At 46.5% G+C, this 16,975-nt stretch carries 12 protein-coding genes; 11 read left to right on the top strand and 1 reads right to left on the bottom strand.

Annotation, left to right across the window (positions count from 1 at the left end; genetic code table 11):
- The 4 genes from JHD44_RS10075 to JHD44_RS10060 are packed head-to-tail and all read left to right on the top strand — an operon-like array spanning window position 1 to window position 3,367.
- On the top strand, window positions 1-1,083 hold the full coding sequence (locus tag JHD44_RS10075) for a sn-glycerol-3-phosphate import ATP-binding protein UgpC (RefSeq protein WP_199462627.1): 1,083 nt from the start codon (window positions 1-3) through the stop codon (window positions 1,081-1,083).
- Window positions 1,074-1,802: a glycerophosphoryl diester phosphodiesterase gene (locus tag JHD44_RS10070; RefSeq protein ID WP_199462626.1), complete on the top strand. Its 729-nt coding sequence runs from the start codon at window positions 1,074-1,076 to the stop codon at window positions 1,800-1,802. Before JHD44_RS10075 ends, JHD44_RS10070 begins: the two co-directional genes overlap by 10 nt.
- A gap of 1 nt (window position 1,803) precedes the next feature.
- Entirely contained in the window at window positions 1,804-2,580 is a 777-nt protein-coding gene (locus JHD44_RS10065; RefSeq protein WP_199462625.1) for a DeoR/GlpR family DNA-binding transcription regulator, read from the top strand.
- Complete coding sequence (locus JHD44_RS10060) at window positions 2,573-3,367, top strand: HAD-IIB family hydrolase (RefSeq protein WP_199462624.1); 795 nt, start codon at window positions 2,573-2,575, stop codon at window positions 3,365-3,367. Before JHD44_RS10065 ends, JHD44_RS10060 begins: the two co-directional genes overlap by 8 nt.
- A gap of 60 nt (window positions 3,368-3,427) precedes the next feature.
- Here the strand turns inward: JHD44_RS10060 and JHD44_RS10055 are convergent, their stop codons facing one another.
- Window positions 3,428-5,875 carry a penicillin-binding protein 1A gene (locus JHD44_RS10055; RefSeq protein ID WP_199462623.1) on the bottom strand — a complete coding sequence of 816 codons (2,448 nt, stop codon included), beginning with the start codon at window positions 5,873-5,875 and terminating at the stop codon, window positions 3,428-3,430.
- Between the two features lie 183 nt (window positions 5,876-6,058).
- Between JHD44_RS10055 and JHD44_RS10050 the strand changes: the two genes are divergently transcribed.
- From JHD44_RS10050 to gltB, 7 genes are all read left to right on the top strand, one after another.
- On the top strand, window positions 6,059-6,916 hold the full coding sequence (locus JHD44_RS10050) for a hypothetical protein (RefSeq protein WP_199462622.1): 858 nt from the start codon (window positions 6,059-6,061) through the stop codon (window positions 6,914-6,916).
- The gene (locus JHD44_RS10045; RefSeq protein WP_199462621.1) at window positions 6,913-7,590 is read left to right on the top strand and encodes a hypothetical protein; all 678 of its coding nucleotides are present in this window, start codon (window positions 6,913-6,915) and stop codon (window positions 7,588-7,590) included. The genes JHD44_RS10050 and JHD44_RS10045 overlap by 4 nt, the downstream gene beginning before the upstream one ends.
- Window position 7,591: 1 nt before the next feature.
- Window positions 7,592-8,773 carry a type II and III secretion system protein gene (locus tag JHD44_RS10040; protein ID WP_233401989.1) on the top strand — a complete coding sequence of 394 codons (1,182 nt, stop codon included), beginning with the start codon at window positions 7,592-7,594 and terminating at the stop codon, window positions 8,771-8,773.
- Between the two features lie 39 nt (window positions 8,774-8,812).
- A complete protein-coding gene (gene aroK, locus JHD44_RS10035) occupies window positions 8,813-9,352 on the top strand; it encodes a shikimate kinase AroK (RefSeq protein ID WP_199462620.1) in 540 nt (179 codons plus the stop codon).
- A 4-nt stretch (window positions 9,353-9,356) separates the two neighbouring features.
- Complete coding sequence (aroB, locus tag JHD44_RS10030) at window positions 9,357-10,451, top strand: 3-dehydroquinate synthase (protein WP_199462619.1); 1,095 nt, start codon at window positions 9,357-9,359, stop codon at window positions 10,449-10,451.
- Window positions 10,452-10,479: 28 nt separating this feature from the next.
- Window positions 10,480-12,042: an SPOR domain-containing protein gene (locus JHD44_RS10025; protein WP_199462618.1), complete on the top strand. Its 1,563-nt coding sequence runs from the start codon at window positions 10,480-10,482 to the stop codon at window positions 12,040-12,042.
- 401 nt (window positions 12,043-12,443) lie between these two features.
- On the top strand, window positions 12,444-16,895 hold the full coding sequence (gene gltB / locus JHD44_RS10020) for a glutamate synthase large subunit (RefSeq protein WP_199462617.1): 4,452 nt from the start codon (window positions 12,444-12,446) through the stop codon (window positions 16,893-16,895).
- The last annotated feature ends 80 nt before the right edge of the window (window positions 16,896-16,975 follow it).

Below are 16,975 nucleotides of genomic sequence, written 5' to 3'. Positions count from 1 at the left end.
ATGTCAGATTTAGTCTTAGAAAATATTGGTAAAACCTACGCTAACGGATATCACGCGATCCCCAGTATTGACCTGAATATTGAACAAGGTGAATTCATCGTTTTAGTGGGGCCATCCGGTTGTGGTAAGTCAACCTTGCTCCGTATGGTGGCAGGCTTGGAAACCATTACCCAAGGAGACTTGCTGATCAAAGGCGAGCGGGTGAATGACAAAGAGCCCGCCGCGCGTGACATTGCCATGGTGTTTCAAAACTATGCTCTTTATCCACACATGTCCGTGTACGACAACATGGCTTATGGTTTGAAAAACCGAGGTGTGAATAAAGACGAGATCGACACCAAGGTGAATGCGGTCGCCGTAATGCTTGGACTTGAAGAGCTGTTGAGTCGTAAACCGAAGCAGTTGTCAGGCGGACAGCGTCAGCGTGTTGCTATGGGGCGTGCCATGGTACGTGATCCTAAGGTCTTTTTATTCGATGAGCCTTTGTCCAACTTAGACGCAAAACTACGTGTGCAAATGCGCGTGGAAATTCGCGAGTTGCAGCGTAAGCTGGGAACGACCACGCTATATGTGACCCATGACCAAGTCGAGGCCATGACGTTGGCCGATCGATTAGTGGTATTGAATAAAGGTCATGCGGAGCAGATTGGCACCCCAATGGAATTGTATGATCGCCCTGCCTCGACGTTTGTGGCGCAATTTATCGGCTCACCGTCCATGAATCTTATCCCCACCGCGGTGAAAAGTGAGTATTTGCAACTAGGTGTGGATATCCGCTTGCCTTGTCCACAGCTTGCGGATCAAAAGCTTATTTGGGGAATTCGACCTGAGCATGTGGAAATCTGTGCTGCAGAAGAAGCCGATGTCATGCTGAGCGTGAAAGCAGTGGAAGCCTTAGGTGCGGAAACCTTAGTCCACGGTAGCCTTCAATTAGGAGACGGCAACACGCCAAACTTTGTAGTACGATTGGCGGGACATCATACGCCTAAGTCGGGAGAGCGCTTGCCCCTTAGGGTTCCTAAATCTGCTTGGCATTTATTCGATGCTGAGACCCAACAAAGGGTAGAAAAATCATGCAACTGAGCAAAGTTATGGGGCACCGTGGGGCAGCATTGTTAGCGCCAGAAAATACCTTGGCATCGATCAAAGCTGCAGCGAAAACAGGCGTGAAATGGGTAGAAATTGATGTCTACCCAATTGCTCAAGGCGGCCTTGTGATCTTTCATGACGATACCTTGGACCGTTGCACCAATGGTTCTGGAGTGACAGCAGATGCAGAGCTTAAAACGGTCTTATCTTTGGATGCTGGAGCTTGGTTTGGTCGCGAGTTTTCAGGGGAAGGGGTGCCCACACTTGAGCAGGCGATAGTGTGTATTCAGGATCTTGGTTTGGGGCTTAACTTAGAAATCAAATACGAAGGCACGGATGTTGAGACGGTTGTACCTCCGATTTTGGCTACGTTAAAAGCGCTTTGGCAAGACGCTGAAAAGCTAATGATTTCAAGCTTCAACTATCCTGCGTTGGAAGTCTGTTATCGTTTAAACAACGCTCTTTACTTGGCTTACTTAGTGGAAGATGTACCGCAGGATTGGCAGGAGAAACTCTCTGGCATAGCGGCATACAGTTTAAATTGTGACTATTCGCAATTAACTGAAACGCAAGCGCGAGCGATAAAAGAGGCTGGCTACAAATTGCTTTGCTACACCGCCAACACCACCGATGCGGTTAAAGATCACTGGCAGTGGGGTATGGATGCGGTGATCACCGATGATCCTAATCAGTTTATGCATTTGGAGTCATGATTTGAGTTTAAATGAACGTCAGCTGCACATCTTAAATTGGGTGCAGCAGTGCGATTTATTATTGGTTGAGGACATGGTGGAACGCTTCAATGTGTCCTCACAAACCATTCGAAAAGACATTAACCAGCTGGCTGAAAAACATCTAGTCAGGCGCCAACATGGCGGCATTGCGCCGGTATCCACAGCGGAAAATCTACCCTTCGCGAATCGCCAATTCTTGAATAGTGATGCGAAGCAGAAAATCGCTCAACAGGTGGCGCAGGCCATTCCTAATGGTGCGTCGGTATTTCTAGGCATAGGCACAACGGTGGAGTACGTGGCGAAGACGTTGCTGAACCATCAAGCGCTGCAAGTGTTTACTAATAACCTAACGGTCGCGACCTTGTTTGCAAATCGCCAAGACATTCCTGTAAGGCTAACGGCTGGGCGAATGCGTCATCGTCATTGTGATTTGGTGGGAAGCGATGCCATCGAGAGTATGCGCAAGTATGTATTTGATTACGGCATACTAGGCTGCGGTGGCTTACATGAACGCTATGGCATTCTCGATTTTGACCCAGACGAGGCCAATCTAAGTCGTGTGTTGATCGAGCAAAGCCGCCATGTGTTGTTGGTTGCAGATCAGCATAAGTGGGGGCGTAAGGCGAGTGCCTGTGTCACATCCTTTGCCGCAGTGGAAGCCCTGTACACCGACGTTATTTCCGTAGAGCAGCGTCAATTACTGATGCAACAAGGAGTGGACATTGTGCTTAGCGAAGAGTGTATTCGACATGCCTAAACCATTAGTGGATTTACCGCTGACATCACTCAAAAACATACGTTATGTGCTCACAGACTTTGATGACACTTTAACACTTCATGGCCGTTTACCTTCTGCAGCACTGAGTGCTTTGTACCGATTAGAACAAGCGGGAATTAAGGTAATCCCCGTCACCGGTGGCTGTGCTGGATGGTCGGATATGATGGCTCGAGTGCTGCCTGTAGCCGGTGTCATCAGTGAAGGTGGCGGTGTGTTTCTAGAGCCAAAATCTGGTGTCGTCCATTACCATTTTTTGAATGCTGAAGCGGCTATGCGCACAGAGCAAGCATCACTGTTAGCAACGGTTCAAGCAGAGTTGGTGCATTTTCCTACTTTGGCTCTGGCAAAGGATCAAGCTTATCGATTAACGGATGTGGCGATCGATTATGCACAGCAGGTGCAACCGCCCGCCCATCAAGAGAAAGAGGCGTTACTGGCTATTTTGCGAGATAAAGGGTTGAATGCGAAAGCGTCTTCCATTCATATCAATGTTTGCCAATCAGGGGTAGATAAAGTGGTTATGGCGCGTCATGTGCTGACGCAATTCTTGCAACTGTCTATGGCGCAAGCCCATCAACAAGTCATCTACGTAGGCGATGCTCCCAATGATGAGTCTATGTTTGCTGAGTTTCCTGTAAGTGTCGGCGTAGCGAACATCGCGCCACATTTAACAACGCTGAAGCATCTTCCAGGCTACCTAACCGATGCCGAAGGTGGGGAAGGCTTTGCCCAGCTAGCGGATTACCTTCTTTGTCATCAAGATTAACATCACACGTAACGCTTGAAGCATAAAAAAACGCTGCCAGATGGCAGCGTTTTTTGTGGTTTAGAATAAATTCTCAATGGCGATATTACTGGAAGGAGCAGGTTCTGCCGTAGTATCCGATGATCGTTCTTGAGGCTCGGAGCGTGCTGTGACTCGTCTTGTGGGAATATGATCCTTGCGGAATAGCTCGAAAATAGCATTATTCTGGCCAGGATATGCCCGCTCGCCGGTGGTTGGATCGATGCGAACCGTTACCAATGATGAAGGTTTCTCGACATAGCTTGGTTCTGTTCCTGCTAAGGTTGGGCGCATGTAGTTGATCCAAGTGGGTAGGGAAGCAGAGCCACCCCATTCGCCACGTCCCAGCGGAGACATATCATCAAAGCCGGTCCAAACCGTCGTCACCACATCGCCATTAAAGCCTGAAAACCAAGCGTCACGACCGTCATTTGTGGTGCCTGTTTTACCTGCAATATCGTCTCGTTCTAGGACACGGGCACGACGTCCTGTGCCGTAGCGAATCACATCGCGCATGATGTCGTACATGATGTAGTTAATTTCTGCATCCAATACGCGAGGTGCGACAGGTAGCTCAACCACCCCTTGTTGTTTGTCGAATAGTCCTTTTTCAGGGCTATCAATGTCAACACCTTCTAATAAAGTACAGTCTTTGCAGACTGTTACTGGCTCAGCTTGGAATACTGTCTCACCTGAACGATCTTCGATACGGTCAATTAAGTAAGGCTGAACACGGAAGCCACCATTTGAGAAGACGCTGTATCCTGAAGCAATTTGTAATGGTGAGAGGTTTGCACTACCCAAAGATAAGGACAAATTATGCGGTAATTCATCTGGGTCGAAGCCAAATCGTTTCACAAACTGCAAGGTTGGACGTACCCCCATTTCATCTAGCAAACGAACCGAGACTACGTTTTGGGAGCGATACAGCGCTTGGCGTAATCGTGTTGGGCCATAGAATTTACCGCCGTCGTTTGTTGGACGCCATGCATTGGCTAAGTTGCTGTCATGAAAGACAACCGGTGCGTCGTTAATGACACTGGCAGCGGTATAACCATTGGCTAGTGCACTGGAATAAATGAACGGCTTAAAGTTCGATCCAGGCTGGCGCTTTGATTGAGTTACGCGATTAAATTTATTGGCGAAGAAGTTAAATCCACCGACAAGGGATTCAATGGCACCATCACGGCTATCTAGAGAAATTAATGCACTTTGTACGGTAGGAGTTTGCGCTAAACGCCAGACGGTTTCTTCATCTGGGCGTAATTGAATGATATCTCCCGGTACGACAACGTCTTCAACGGTTTTAGGTTTGGGGCCATGAGCGTTTTCATTTAAGTAAGGGGCCGCCCAGCTCAACGCCGCGAAAGGTAAGTCCACAGCACTGCCATCTTGTAAACGTACAGTCGCTTGTTCTTGTTCGGTGCTCAATACCAAGGCCAGTGTCCAATCAGGAATATTATCAAACTCTTTAAACACTGCTTGCTGATCTTCTAATGTGGCATTGATTAAATCGGTTCGAGTATCCAATGTACCGCGATAACCGTGTCGCTCGTCATACGCAAGTACACCGTTATAAATTGCATCATTGGCGTCCTTCTGGCGTTGTGAATTTATCGTTGTATAGACCACAAGGCCTTCTGAGTAAAGCTTGTCTCCGTAGGTTTGGTAAAGTTCATGACGCACCATTTCCGCTACATAATTGGCTTCCACATCCGCTTGAATACCATAGTTCTGCGCGGTAACTGGGGCTTCAACAGCTGTTTGATAGGCTGTTTTATCAATCATTCCCAACGTTAGCATGCGTTGTAGGATCCAGTTCCGGCGGATCAATGCTCGGGATGGATTGGCGATTGGGTTATAGCGTGAAGGAGCTTTAGGCAAACCTGCAATCATGGCGTATTGCGCTAGAGATAGCTCATTTAATGGTTTACCGTAATAGACTTGTGCTGCTGCATCAAAACCATAGGCGCGCTTACCTAGATAAATTTTATTCATGTAGAGCTCTAGAATCTCGTGCTTACTGAGCTCTTGCTCCATTTTCAGAGAGATAAAAATCTCCGTGAATTTACGCATGAAGGTTTGTTCAAAGGACAGAAAATAGTTACGTGCGACCTGCATGGTAATGGTGCTACCACCACTCTGAATTTCCCCAGTCGATACTAATTGATAGGCGGCGCGTAATAGCCCCATGATATCGACACCTGGATGGTGGTAAAAATTACTGTCTTCTGCCGCTAACACAGCATTCTCTAAATCCAGAGGAATATCTTCGTAGCGAACAGGCGTACGACGTTGCTCACCAAACTCCCCGATTAGTTGCTCATCTCGAGTGTAGATTCGTAAAGGGATTTGCAGTTCGATAGCTTGCATTTCTTCTTTAGTTGGGATGCTGTCTTTTACTTGATGGTATACAGCGAAGATAATCCCAGCAGCGGCCAGTGCGCCAAGTAGAGCAAGGATAAAAAGAATTTTGAATGTTTTGGCCATGTTAGGTCACTGATTAATTAGTGTGCGATGGATTATACCTGACTTGAGTTAGCCATGGAGGCTTGTCGGAGGGAATTTTCGTGTTATCTTCTTGTAAAAATATGATGATTAATAATCAAACGACTAATTTTGCTTGTCATATTTAAAAGTTACTAACAACGACATCGATTCATGGAGGAAGACGTGTCTATATTTTCTCATCCCAAGTTTATTGTTTGGCGTGATGGTGCATGGTGTGTCATCACCAAAACAGCGAAAGAAAACTTAGCTTCTAAAGTTCATAAAAGTACTGGGCATTCCGATATTCAGAATGAGTTATGTCAATTAGAGAAGTTTCTCAGTCAACAGAGTGCCTTTCCTAACGCCATATTATTACCCAATCACTGGCTAGAAAAGTCCTCACATGTTGTCGGTAGGCGCTTGTCGAAAAAGTTACTAGGAGTTGCTGCTCAGGCTTACGCAGGAGTGACTTCTTCTCTTCAGGAGTCAGAGCGCAACCTAGTTTTTTGGCAAGACAGGGCTAGAGAGCCATATACACTGCATGTTTATGTGTTGGCAAATACTTACTATCAAGCGCTATCGAAGCTTGGTTTTAAGTATATTCTTAGTGAAGAGTTGATCTCTTTGCGAGAGGCCGATTGGCTATTAATCAACAGAGAACCATATTGCTTTCACCCATACAGCGATGCCTATATGGCGGAAAAACAGCGACGTTTTGAGCTGTCCTGTTGGGGCGCCGGAACATTTCTAACGACTGTTTTGACCCTTGGTGTAGCCAGCTTCTTATTGGCTGAGATGCCTACGCTAAAAGAGCCGTTCCAATGGCCATGGCCTGAGGCGAAGTTCTCTTACCTGAATACGACGCTTGAATACGTACAAGCACTTCCGAGAACTGTTCGTTTAGAGCACATAGAACTACAGCCTTATCAAGTAGATCTTACATTGACTGGACCGGATCGGGATTTACAGCTTTGGTACGAAAACTGGTCTGCATCTCTCCCAGCTGTGAAAGTCGTTCTAAATGGTGAGGTGTGGCCATGAGGTATCCATCAAACAGTACTTTACGAATACTTCAAATGCTTCGTTGGTTGCTACTAATCGAAATAGTCAGCGCTGTATGGGGAGGACGCCTATTATGGCAGGAATATAAGGAGCGCCAACAAGCTATTATTCAATGGCAACATGCTTCACAAAAATGGGTGTCAGTGGAACAGCGTATCAAGTCTTTGCAAAATACAAACGCCATGACACTTCTATATCAAGATGATTTGGTTGTTGGCTTACGGCTTCAAGATAACATGACGTTAACGCATTGGCGTGAGGCTTTAAGTGAAATACAAAATCAATATTGGTTAGCATTAGAGCGCGCCACTTGGCATCGAAGTGGTGAGCTTTGGCAGGCAGATTTAACCTGGCACTTTACTAAACCAGAGATCCTAAAGCCTGAGCAAGATTGGCTGCCTATTTCTAGTCAAAGTGAATGGCCGAGCAAAGGTGAATTACTGACCACATTGAACAACTATGACGCTTCAGCTTTAATAAATATAAATGGCGATGAGCACTGGCATAAGCAAGGTAGCTGGTTACCTGCGCTGCATGCCACCCTCACTGAGATTGATCAAGATGGAATTGTCTTAACAAATAGCCAGGGTGAACAACGGCGCATAGAACTGAATCGAGCATTAAGCCTATATGATGATTCAAAGGAGCCTTAGTATGCGTAGGTATGTGCACTTCTTTATCATATTGAGTTCATTCATATTAAGTGATCTCGTTTTTGCTCTGGATGTTTTTATTAGGCAGCAGCCTCTTCAGCAAGTCTTACCTCAGCTCGCAACTCAACTGAATAGTAGTGTCGTTATCGACCCAGACATTGATGGCGATATTTCGTTATCCATAAGAGACGCTACGTGGGAGCAGGTTTTATCGGCAGTAGCGTTGCAGCATCAGCTGACACTTCAATGGCAAGACGATATTGCTGTACTGATGCCTATGTCTCCTTCTTCCATGGAAGATATTACGCCCAAGGCAAAGGATTGTTTTCACCGAATCTGGCATTTAAAGCATGCTAAAGCTGAGCAAGTAGGCTCTCATCTACAACAATTTTTCTCTGGTATTAAAGTGATTATTGATCCGAGAACCAATGCGTTAATGACACACTACTGTGGCGCACCCACCATTTTAGAGCAGTCCTTAACTTGGCTAGATAGCCCCATGCGACAAATAGAAATCGCTGCGGAAATTGTGCAAATCAATGAAGGTGTCCAAGAACAACTCGGTGTGAATTGGCAAGCATCATTATTGGATAGAGCCAATCAAGGCGTTTCAGCTGATGTTGGGCTTGGTATTGCATCTTCTCCTATTACGCTGGGAGTGAGTGGACAATCTGGGATCATGAATTTATCTGCAACCTTGGATTGGCTAGAACGTAATGGCTCAGCCAACATTGTCGCACGACCTAAAATTGTCACGGCAGAAGGGCAGTCTGCTCGTATCGAGTCTGGTACTGAAATACCTTATCAAGTTATGAACGATGAAAGTCTAAGCGTCGAGTTTCGTCAGGCAGGGTTGGTATTAGAAGTGACACCGGAAGTGAAAGATGCCAACACACTCTTGTTGAACCTCAAAATTCATCAAGACTCGGTTGGTGATATGGTCAATGGTGTGCCTAGCTTGGAAACCAATCGTGTCCAAACTCAGGTTGAGGTATTAAATGGCGAAACGTTAGTCTTAGGAGGGATTTTTCGGGAAGAGCGTCTTGTTACCATTAGCAAAGTTCCAGTCCTTAGTGAGGTGCCTTTATTGGGGGCATTATTCCAGCAGAGCACCGAACAACAAGAAAAAAGGGAACTACTTGTATTTATTACGCCAAAACTGCTAAAAATGTCGGTAAACTAGGCGGTAGCCGAAAACAGTTAACTTCGAAGTATTAAAAAAATGATTAACGCCCCGACAATTATATTAGTGGGCCCAATGGGAGCAGGGAAAACGACCATTGGGCGCCTTCTGTCGCAACAGCTGGACAGAGAATTTTTCGATTCTGATCGGGTGATTGAAGAAAAAGCTGGTGCAGACATTCCTTGGATTTTTGAAAAAGAAGGTGAGGAAGGGTTCCGAAAACGAGAAACGCAAACTTTACAAAGTATGCTACAAGACGACCAGACTCCCGTCGTTTTAGCGACTGGAGGAGGAATCGTGATGAAAGAGGAGAATCGTCACATGCTAAAGCAGCAATCCTTAGTCGTGTATCTTTTTGCATCAGTTGCCCAACAATTACAGCGAACGTCCAAAAGTAATAATCGCCCGTTGCTCAAACAGGGGAACCCGAAAGAAACATTGAATCGATTATTCTCGATTCGAGACCCTCTTTATCGTGAGGTGGCATCGGTGATTGTGGAAACCGACTCCCGACACCCTAAAACGGTTGCGAACAAAGTAATGGACGCTATTAAAAAGCATTTAGCTGCGGAGGTTTAAACGCATGCGAACTCTTACGGTCGATTTAGGTGATCGAAGCTATCCTATTTATATTGGAGCAGGTATTCGTCAACAAAAACAATTGTTTGATGATGCGATACATGGAAAACAAATCATGATCGTGACAAATACAACGGTTGCGGATATTTATTTAGCCGATTTAGTTGCCTTACTAGGTGACGATTACCAAGTCGACACATGCGTTCTACCCGATGGTGAAAAGTATAAAACGCTAGATACCTATGAGCTTATTCTATCCTCTTTATTAGAAGCGAAGCACAACCGTACAACGACGATCATTGCGTTGGGTGGTGGGGTTGTTGGAGATATGGCTGGTTTTGCAGCTGCTACCTACCAGCGTGGTGTGCCTTTTATTCAGGTGCCAACCACCCTGTTGTCGCAAGTTGACTCATCGGTTGGCGGAAAGACGGGAGTGAATCACCCGTTAGGTAAAAATATGGTTGGTGCCTTTTATCAGCCACAAGCGGTCATTATTGATACGGAGTCACTGAACTCACTGCCCGCACGTGAATTGTCTGCTGGTATGGCGGAAGTGATTAAATATGGATTGATTTGCGATGCGCCATTCTTTTCATGGTTAGAAGATAATATTGACGACTTAATGACACTAGATGGTGAGAAAATTACACATGCTATTTACGAGTCTTGTCGAGCAAAAGCGGATGTTGTCGCGCAAGACGAAAGAGAAGGCGGCATTCGCGCAATCTTGAATCTTGGTCATACTTTTGGTCACGCAATTGAAACGGAAATGGGATATGGCAACTGGTTACATGGCGAGGCCGTTGCAGCGGGAACGGTCTTAGCGGTTGACCTATCTTGGCGTTTGGGCAGTCTGACTGAGTCAGATGTTGAGCGCAGTGTGAACCTGTTAGCAAAAGCTAACCTACCTGTGCTGCCACCAAAAGAGATGAGTCGTAATGCATTTATTGAGCGAATGTTGTTGGACAAAAAAGTACTCGATGGTAGTTTACGTTTAATACTGTTGAAGGCACTGGGGGACGCGTACGTTACGTCTGACTTTGCTATGGAAGACTTCAACGCTTGTTTAGATGATGCGATAGAAGCAGCAAGCGCTTAATCATTCAACTTATATCCTGAGGACGTGCATGGCGGAGCCAAACTTTCAGTTTAATCTGGAGGAAGCCTTAGATCAGCAACCGAAAGTGATGCTGAGGAATCCGTTTGGTTCCAATGATTCGCAAGTCTACTTCTCCAGCGAAGAGCGAAACCAGCAGCTAGGTATGCTGGAACACCTTAGTCGATACTCAAATCTGCTTTCTGTTGTAAAAGGCGCTGCCGGCAGCGGTAAAACTCGGTTTTTACAGGAGTTTATACGCCTGCAGAATGACACCGCTGTCATTAGTCATGTGAAAGCTTCTATGCTGATGACAGCTGGCCAGCTATTGCAAAGTATTTATCAAGGCTATGCCGATGTGCTGGACAGTCAAAATGCCGGAACTTCATTTGGTCCCTTACTAAAATTTGCTCATGAGATTGAAGCGAAGGGGCAAAAAGCTATTATTCTGATTGATAATGCGCATGAGTTAAATACGGATGCCGTTACTATGCTCATGGACATGATGTCCCTCGCGACAGAGTCTCAGGAAGTCCCACACGTCGCGCTGTTTACCGAATACTCTGTTGCTCGAAATTTAGACAGCTATCAGCGCAGTCGCTATGAGCAATTAAGTCATGAGCTTGAACTCGCGCCGTATTCTTTTGAGCAGACTCAAGCTTACCTATTGCACCGGGTTCGTGCGATTGGGGGAGGGATAAACTTACCTTTTAATGAGCGCCAGCTGAAAAAGATTTACCAACAGTCCGGAGGCTTTCCGGGAGCTATCAATCAAGCCGCACTTGCATTGATGGGAGATGGTAAAAATAATGACGGAGACACTAAAGGCAAGCGCTCTTGGATACGTCTTGGCGGGTCATTTGGCTTTCCTTTAGTTCATATGGCGTTGATGTCTATCATTATGCTGGGAATACTCGTAGCGGTGATTTTCAGTGATGGCGAGGAGGAATCAATGCCGGTTAGCAACAGTACCAGCATTGCACCGATTGCACAGAGTGCGCCGCGACAGGCGAGCTCAGAAACATTAGCGCGAATTGAAGCGATGCAGCGCCAGATTGGTCAAGAAACACCGGTATCCCTTCCGCCTATTCCCGCTGAAGCATTACAACCATCAGAGCAAACGAGCAACAATAATATTGAGACGGCTCCAATCCGTTCAACCTCTCCTGTTCAAAATACGCCTGACTCAGCCCCGGTTGCACCTATTCAAACCACTCCGGTTCTGCAAACAGAAGAGCCTTTGGAAACTACGCCTGCGCAGGTTAAACAAGTGGAATCAACGGACCCATTTGATAAAACAGACGCTTGGTTAGAGAGAAACCCTAATCGTTATACCCTGCAATTGCTCGGAACTCATAATAAAGATACGGTTCAGGATTTTATTCGGGATCAAGGAAGTTTGGCCGCTTTTAGTTACTTCCAAGCCATGCACAATGGTAGGGAATGGTACGTAGTTGTATACGGTGAGTACCGTAATCGTAGTGAGGCCATCGCAGCGGTTGAAAACTTACCTCAGTCCTTGAGGACCTTGAACCCATGGGCGCGGAGTGTGCGAGGTATTCAGCAAGATATTCAGAAGGCCAAAGCACAATGAGCTGTATGAAATTTGTACGCTTTTTGTGTTTTTGCACTTTTAATGCATGATTTCCGTCGCATTTTGATAAAAAAAAAGAGAAATAAGTAAAAAAAACCATATTTCTCTGATTTCCAATGTAAGTCAGAGGAATTTTCTGTCTGCAAATCAGCGAACCATAGATAATTCTACTTTACTATGAGAACGGTTCTTATTTGAGGCTTCGAAAGCCCCGTTTTACCCCATTTGACCATGCTTGAAGTTTGAGCGATCCCAAAGCCCAGAGTAGTATGACCCTCAGTTTGAATGGTTAGGTGGGTATATTACAACCATTTCTCGTGCCCTTCTGAGGCATTCTCACCTAACGTTATATGAAGTAAATCGAGTAGAGTTTTCTACGTTTTAACTGTGGGAGTTGGTGTATGAATGCAGGCCTTTATCGTCCTGGCGAGTTCAAAGACAACTGTGGGTTTGGCCTAATCGCTCATATGGAAGGCACGTCTAGTCATGACCTTCTAAAAACCGCAATCGAATCTTTAACCTGTATGACACACCGTGGTGGTATTGCTGCCGACGGAAAAACCGGCGACGGTTGTGGTCTATTAATTCAAAAGCCTGATGCGTTCTTGCGTGAAGAAGCTAAGACTTTGTTCAATCATGTATTTTCAGACCTATACGGTGTGGGTATGGTGTTTTTGGACCAAGACGAAGCACTGGCTGAAAAACAACGTGATGCGTTAACCAAGCAACTAGAAACAGAAGGGTTGAATGTAGTGGGCTGGCGTGATGTGCCAGTAGATCCTTCTTGCTTAGGTACGATTGCGATGGATTGCCTACCTCGCATTGAGCAAGTGTTTGTCGACAGTAACCGTCTTGATGCGCGCACTTTCGCCACTCGTCTTTTCGTGGCTCGTCGCCGTACTGAAATCGAGCTAGCTGAATACGAAAACTTCTACATATGTTCTTTGTCTGACAAAGTGTTGGCCTACAAAGGCTTAATGATGCCAGTTGATTTACCTACTTTTTATAAAGATCTAGGTAATGAAAAGCTAAAAACCGCTATTTGTGTATTCCACCAGCGCTTCTCCACTAACACTTTGCCTAAATGGCCGTTGGCACAACCGTTCCGCATGGTGGCTCACAATGGTGAGATCAACACGATCGACGGTAACCGTAACTGGGCGATCGCACGTGGTAGCAAACTACGTTCTCCTTTGATCCCTGAGTTAGCGGACCTTCAACCGATTGTTAACCTAACGGGCTCTGACTCGTCTTCTATGGATAACATGTTGGAGCTATTGGTAACTGGCGGCATGGATATCTTCCGTGCGGCACGTATGATCATTCCACCAGCATGGCAAAACGTAGAGAACATGGATCCTGAACTGCGTGCATTCTATGAGTTTAACTCAATGCACATGGAACCATGGGATGGCCCAGCAGGTCTTGTTATGACTGATGGTCGTCACGCTATCTGTATGTTGGACCGTAATGGTTTGCGCCCTGCCCGTTGGGTAGTGACTAAGAATGGTTACATCACACTGGCATCTGAAATCGGTACTTACGATTACAAAGCCGAAGACGTTGTTTCTAAAGGACGTGTTGGTCCTGGCCAAATGTTGGTGGTGGACACGCAAAACGGTAAAGTACTGCACACGGACGACATTAACAATAAACTGAAATCTGCTCACCCATATAAGAAGTGGTTGAAGCAAGAAGGTTTGCGTATTGAGGCTTTATTGCAAGAGCATTCGATGGAGTTTGTGCCGTTTACCCCTGAACAGATGTCGACTTACCAAAAGATGTTCCAAGTATCTTTTGAAGAACGTGATCAGATTTTCCGTCCATTGGCTGAAAGTGGTCATGAAGCAGTTGGCTCGATGGGTGACGACACGCCAATGGCGGTTATGTCGAGCCAAACTCGTCCGGTATCAGACTACTTCCGTCAGAAGTTTGCTCAAGTAACCAACCCACCCATCGACCCACTGCGTGAGTCGGTTGTTATGTCCCTTGAGACATTGATCGGTGTTGAGCGTAACTTGTTTGAAGAAACGCCTAAGCACGCTAATCGTATTATCTTATCGTCGCCAATCTTGTCGGCACGTAAGTACAGCCGACTATTAGCGTTGGACGACCACCGTTTCCGCCTAGTACGTTTGAACACTACATACAATCCTGACGAAATTAGCTTAGAGCAAGCGGTTCGTAACTTAAAAATCAGTGCCGAAGAAGTCGTACGTAATGGTGCTGTGATTGTTGTGTTGACGGACCGTGAGTTCGAAAAAGGTCAGCTGCCGATTCCTGCGCCAATGGCTGTGGGTGCGGTACACCACCACTTGACTGAAGTGGGTTTGCGTTGTGATTCAAACATCATCGCAGATACAGGCTTTGCGCGTGATCCACACCAGTTCGCCGTATTACTAGGCTTTGGTGCGACAGCGGTTTACCCATACCTATCTTACCGCTTGATCAACGATATGATCGATAAAGGTGAAGTGTTAGGTGATCCGATTTCTTGTCACCAGAAATACCGTAAAGGCATCAACAAAGGCCTGATGAAAATCATGTCTAAGATGGGTATCTCTACGATTGCTTCCTACCGAGGTGCGCAGCTGTTTGAAGCAGTTGGCCTAGATAGCAAAGTAGTTGATCTATGCTTCAAAGGTGTGCCAAGCCGTATCCAAGGGGCCACGTTTGAAGACTTCCAGCGTGAGCAAGCGAGTATTGCTGCCCACGCTTGGAAAGCACGTAAGCCAATACAGCAAGGCGGTTACCTAAAATACGTACATGATTCGGAATACCATGCCTTTAACCCAGATGTGGTTCGTAACCTACAAACCTCGGTGAGCAGTGGTAAATTCGAAGATTTCTCTAAGTATGCAGAGTTAGTTAACACGCGTCCTGCTTCGATGTTACGTGACTTATTTGGCATCAAAGAAGACGTGAAAGAGATTGCTTTGGACAAGGTTGAACCAATCGAAGCTATCCTGCCACGCTTTGACTCGGCTGGTATGTCTCTTGGTGCATTGTCTCCTGAAGCCCACGAAGCACTAGCACAAGCAATGAATGAATTGGGCTGTCGCTCAAACTCTGGTGAGGGTGGTGAAGACCCAGCTCGTCACGGCACAGAACGTCGCTCTAAGATTAAGCAAATCGCATCGGGCCGTTTTGGTGTGACGCCAGAATACCTTGTGAACGCTGAAGTGCTACAGATCAAAGTCGCTCAAGGTGCGAAACCAGGTGAAGGTGGTCAGCTACCGGGCGGTAAAGTAAATGGCTTAATTGCTCGTCTACGTTACGCGGTACCAGGTGTAACCTTGATTTCGCCACCACCACACCACGATATTTACTCGATCGAAGACTTGGCACAGCTGATCTTCGACTTGAAGCAAGTAAACCCAGATGCTCTAGTATCAGTGAAACTGGTATCTGAGCCAGGTGTTGGAACGATCGCCGCAGGTGTTGCCAAAGCTTACGCTGACCTAATCACGATCTCTGGTTACGACGGTGGTACCGCTGCATCACCAATCACATCGATCCGCCATGCGGGCTCACCATGGGAACTAGGTTTGGCGGAAGCGCAGCAAGCTCTTCGTGCCAATGATCTGCGTGGTAAGATTCGCCTGCAAACAGACGGTGGTCTGAAAACGGGTCTGGATGTAGTGAAAGCTGCGATCCTAGGCGCAGAGAGCTTCGGCTTTGGTACCACTCCAATGGTGGCAATGGGCTGTAAGTTCCTACGAATCTGTCACTTAAACAACTGTGCAACGGGTGTGGCAACACAGGACGAAAAACTGCGTGAAGAATACTTCATCGGCACCGTAGAAATGATCAAAAACTTCTTCCGCTTTATGGCAGAAGACACGCGTCAATGGATGGCGAAGTTGGGTGTTTCTAGCATGGCAGAATTGATTGGTCGTACCGATCTACTGACTTTGCTACCAGGTGAAACGTCTAAACAAGCAAACTTAGACCTATCGCCAATTTTGAACAACGATGCGATCCCAGCGGACAAGCCCCAATTCTGCCAAGTACCGTTTAACCCGCCTCATGATAAAGGCCTATTGGCTGAGAAGATGTGGGAGACCGTTAAAGAGGTAGTGGAAGAGAAAGAAGGCGGTGAGTTCGAGTTCAATGTAACCAACTGCGACCGTTCTATCGGTGCTCGTCTGTCAGGTGAAATTGCCAAGCGCTACGGTAACCAAGGCATGGTTGATGCGCCATTAAGTTTGAAACTGAAAGGCACAGCGGGTCAATCATTCGGTGTATGGAACGCTGGCGGATTGCACATGTACCTAGAAGGTGATGCCAACGACTACGTGGGTAAAGGTATGACTGGCGGTAAGCTAGTAGTTCGTCCACCAAAAGGTTCGGCGTTTGAGTCTCAAGAATCAGCGATCATTGGTAACACCTGTCTATACGGTGCGACCGGCGGTAAGTTATTCGCGGCTGGAACAGCGGGTGAACGTTTCGGCGTACGTAACTCAGGTGTTCATGCGGTGATCGAAGGTGCAGGGGATCACTGTTGTGAATACATGACAGGTGGTCTGGTAACGGTGCTAGGTAGCACTGGCTACAACTTCGGTGCAGGTATGACCGGTGGTTTTGCTTACGTACTCGACTTAGACCGTACCTTCGTAGACAAGTACAACCACGAGTTGGTGGAAATCCAACGCGTAGGTACAGAATTGACTGAAGAATACCGTTCGCACTTACGCAGCGTGATCGAAGAATATGTTCGCGAAACTGATAGCGAGTGGGGCCGTGAGATCCTAGAAAACTTCTACGACTACATCGGTAAGTTCTGGTTAGTGAAACCAAAAGCAGCAAGCTTAGGACAGTTGTTGGCGAATACTCGTCAGCGTCCTGAATAAGCTTTAGAGAAGAACGTTCCTAACCCAGTTTGACCCATTTGAGAGAGTGCCGCGCCGAGCGCGGCCACAGGAGATAGCAG

It is taken from the genome of Marinomonas ostreistagni, from assembly GCF_016461785.1.
Classification (GTDB): domain Bacteria; phylum Pseudomonadota; class Gammaproteobacteria; order Pseudomonadales; family Marinomonadaceae; genus Marinomonas; species Marinomonas ostreistagni_A.
The sequence above is the reverse complement of the archived record's forward strand: the minus strand, read 5'-3'. Positions and strand labels throughout refer to the sequence as shown.

Coding starts and splice junctions, on each gene's coding strand:
- JHD44_RS10075 (WP_199462627.1), top strand. CDS start 1: ATGTCAGATTTAGTCTTAGAAAATATTGGTAAAACCTACGCTAACGGA.
- JHD44_RS10070 (WP_199462626.1), top strand. CDS start 1,074: ATGCAACTGAGCAAAGTTATGGGGCACCGTGGGGCAGCATTGTTAGCG.
- JHD44_RS10060 (WP_199462624.1), top strand. CDS start 2,573: ATGCCTAAACCATTAGTGGATTTACCGCTGACATCACTCAAAAACATA.
- JHD44_RS10055 (WP_199462623.1), bottom strand. CDS start 5,875: ATGGCCAAAACATTCAAAATTCTTTTTATCCTTGCTCTACTTGGCGCA.
- JHD44_RS10045 (WP_199462621.1), top strand. CDS start 6,913: ATGAGGTATCCATCAAACAGTACTTTACGAATACTTCAAATGCTTCGT.
- JHD44_RS10040 (WP_233401989.1), top strand. CDS start 7,592: ATGCGTAGGTATGTGCACTTCTTTATCATATTGAGTTCATTCATATTA.
- aroK (WP_199462620.1), top strand. CDS start 8,813: ATGATTAACGCCCCGACAATTATATTAGTGGGCCCAATGGGAGCAGGG.
- aroB (WP_199462619.1), top strand. CDS start 9,357: ATGCGAACTCTTACGGTCGATTTAGGTGATCGAAGCTATCCTATTTAT.
- JHD44_RS10025 (WP_199462618.1), top strand. CDS start 10,480: ATGGCGGAGCCAAACTTTCAGTTTAATCTGGAGGAAGCCTTAGATCAG.
- gltB (WP_199462617.1), top strand. CDS start 12,444: ATGAATGCAGGCCTTTATCGTCCTGGCGAGTTCAAAGACAACTGTGGG.